Genomic DNA, 3,262 nt, shown 5'->3' with positions numbered 1-3,262 from the left:
TAAAGTCCCGGGAGATCTCATCTTGAGGCGCGCTTCCCGCTTAGATGCTTTCAGCGGTTATCGCTTCCGAACATAGCTACCCGGCAGTGCCACTGGCGTGACAACCGGAACACCAGAGGTTCGTCCACTCCGGTCCTCTCGTACTAGGAGCAGCCCCTCTCAAATCTCCAACGCCCACGACAGATAGGGACCGAACTGTCTCACGACGTTCTGAACCCAGCTCGCGTACCACTTTAAATGGCGAACAGCCATACCCTTGGGACCGACTACAGCCCCAGGATGTGATGAGCCGACATCGAGGTGCCAAACACCGCCGTCGATATGAACTCTTGGGCGGTATCAGCCTGTTATCCCCGGAGTACCTTTTATCCGTTGAGCGATGGCCCTTCCATACAGAACCACCGGATCACTAAGACCTACTTTCGTACCTGCTTGATCCGTCGATCTTGCAGTCAAGCACGCTTATGCCTTTGCACACAGTGCGCGATGTCCGACCGCGCTGAGCGTACCTTCGTGCTCCTCCGTTACACTTTGGGAGGAGACCGCCCCAGTCAAACTACCCACCATACACGGTCCCCGATCCGGATTACGGACCTAGGTTAGAACGTCAAGCACTTCAGGGTGGTATTTCAAGGATGGCTCCGCCGAAGCTAGCGCCTCGGTTTCATAGCCTCCCACCTATCCTACACAGAAGAACTCAACGTTCAGTGTAAAGCTATAGTAAAGGTTCACGGGGTCTTTCCGTCTTGCCGCGGGAACGCTGCATCTTCACAGCGATTTCAATTTCACTGAGTCTCGGGTGGAGACAGCGCCGCTGTCGTTACGCCATTCGTGCAGGTCGGAACTTACCCGACAAGGAATTTCGCTACCTTAGGACCGTTATAGTTACGGCCGCCGTTTACCGGGGCTTCGATCAAGAGCTTCGCCTTGCGGCTGACCCCATCAATTAACCTTCCGGCACCGGGCAGGCGTCACACCCTATACGTCCACTTTCGTGTTTGCAGAGTGCTGTGTTTTTGATAAACAGTCGCAGCGGCCTGGTCACTGCGGCCCCTCCCAGCTATTCACCAGAAAGGGCGCACCTTCTCCCGAAGTTACGGTGCTATTTTGCCTAGTTCCTTCACCCGAGTTCTCTCAAGCGCCTTAGAATTCTCATCCTGCCCACCTGTGTCGGTTTACGGTACGGTCTGCGTAAGCTGAAGCTTAGGAGCTTTTCCTGGAAGCGTGATATCGGTTGCTTCGCCCTAATGGGCTGGTCCTTAGTCTCAACGTTGCTCCCCCGGATTTGCCAAAGGGAACCGCCTCAACTCTCTCACCGGGACAACCAACGCCCGGCCAACCTAACCTTCTCCGTCCCTCCATCGCACTTACGCGAGGTGCTGGAATATTAACCAGCTTCCCATCGACTACGCATTTCTGCCTCGCCTTAGGGGCCGACTCACCCTGCGTCGATTAACGTTGCGCAAGGAAACCTTGGGCTTTCGGCGTGCGGGCTTTTCACCCGCATTATCGTTACTCATGTCAGCATTCGCACTTCCGATACCTCCAGCGGACTTCTCAATCCACCTTCAACGGCTTACGGAACGCTCCTCTACCGCGCATAACCAAAGTTATGCACCCCAAGCTTCGGTTCACTGCTTAGCCCCGTTAAATCTTCCGCGCAGACCGACTCGACCAGTGAGCTATTACGCTTTCTTTAAAGGGTGGCTGCTTCTAAGCCAACCTCCTGGCTGTCTGTGCCTTTCCACATCGTTTTCCACTTAGCAGTGAATTTGGGACCTTAGCTGTGGGTCTGGGTTGTTTCCCTTTTCACGACGGACGTTAGCACCCGCCGTGTGTCTCCCCTACATTCTGTCCTGGTATTCGGAGTTTGCCATGGTTTGGTAAGTCGCAATGACCCCCTAGCCATAACAGTGCTCTACCCCCAGGAAGATTCATAGGAGGCGCTACCTAAATAGCTTTCGAGGAGAACCAGCTATCTCCGGGTTCGATTAGCTTTTCACTCCTAATCACACCTCATCCCCTACCTTTGCAACGGGAGTGGGTTCGGGCCTCCAGTTGATGTTACTCAACCTTCACCCTGGGCATGACTAGATCACCCGGTTTCGGGTCTACTGCCCGCGACTATGCGCCCTTATCAGACTCGGTTTCCCTTCGCCTCCCCTATACGGTTAAGCTCGCCACGAACAGTAAGTCGCTGACCCATTATACAAAAGGTACGCCGTCACCCTTGCGGGCTCCGACTGCTTGTACGCACACGGTTTCAGGGTCTATTTCACTCCCTTCACCAGGGTTCTTTTCGCCTTTCCCTCACGGTACTGGTTCACTATCGGTCGGTCAGGAGTATTTAGCCTTGGAGGATGGTCCCCCCATGTTCAGACAGGGTTTCTCGTGCCCCGCCTTACTCGATTTCATTGGAAGAGCTCTTTCGCATACCGGGCTGTCACCGTCTATGGCCAACCTTTCCAGGTTGTTTTGCTAGAACTCAATCAACTTAAGGGCTGGTCCCCGTTCGCTCGTCACTACTCAGGGAATCTCGGTTGATTTCTTTTCCTCCGGGTACTTAGATATTTCAGTTCTCCGGGTTTGCCTCGTACAGCTATGTATTCACTGCACGATACCTCTTGCGAGGTGGGTTTCCCCATTCGGACATTGCGGGATCAATGCTTGTTGCCAGCTCCCCCGCACTTTTCGCAGGCTGCCACGTCCTTCATCGCCTCTGACCGCCAAGGCATCCACCGTGTGCGCTTATTCGCTTGACCATATAACCCCAAGTTGCCTTGGAGCTACATTCGGACCAGGGGTACAAAGCCCGGTCTGGAATATAACGACTCAATTAATAAAGTGTCCGAAGACACTCGCCTTAGCCTCACGACACGTCATGGACACAATTCGTCTCAAAACGCTCGCTACAATTCCCAATTTTCAAAGAACGCAAATGGGCCTCAACGCCCAACTGCTTCAATATTTGATGTGTGCGCAATCAGAGTTTCGTTTGCCGAAGCCACTTCGTAGGTGGTGGGTCTGGGAGGACTCGAACCACCGGCCTCACCCTTATCAGGGGTGCGCTCTAACCACCTGAGCTACAGACCCAAAGTGTTTCCCGCCGGCAGTGCCAGGCAAGGGTCTTCGCCCAAGGTGGTGGAGCTTGTCGGGATCGAACCGACGACCCCCTGCTTGCAAAGCAGGTGCTCTCCCAGCTGAGCTAAAGCCCCATCGAATTCCCTGGAGGGATCCGGGGACGCTCCCGCAGCCACCCTGT

The 3,262-nt window shown here is 54.5% G+C and carries 2 tRNA genes and 1 rRNA gene; all 3 read right to left on the bottom strand.

Features of this window, described 5'->3' with window-relative positions:
* Positions 1-2,762 (bottom strand): 23S ribosomal RNA (locus AC3A3Q_RS18675); the annotation flags it as partial.
* Positions 2,763-3,016: 254 nt separating this feature from the next.
* A tRNA-Ile gene (locus AC3A3Q_RS18670) sits at positions 3,017-3,093 on the bottom strand.
* A gap of 46 nt (positions 3,094-3,139) precedes the next feature.
* Positions 3,140-3,215 (bottom strand) — tRNA-Ala (locus AC3A3Q_RS18665).
* Positions 3,216-3,262: the final 47 nt, after the last annotated feature.

The sequence above is a fragment of the Lysobacter sp. Soil_C_59 genome (genome assembly GCF_057656415.1).
The sequence above is the reverse complement of the archived record's forward strand: the minus strand, read 5'-3'. Positions and strand labels throughout refer to the sequence as shown.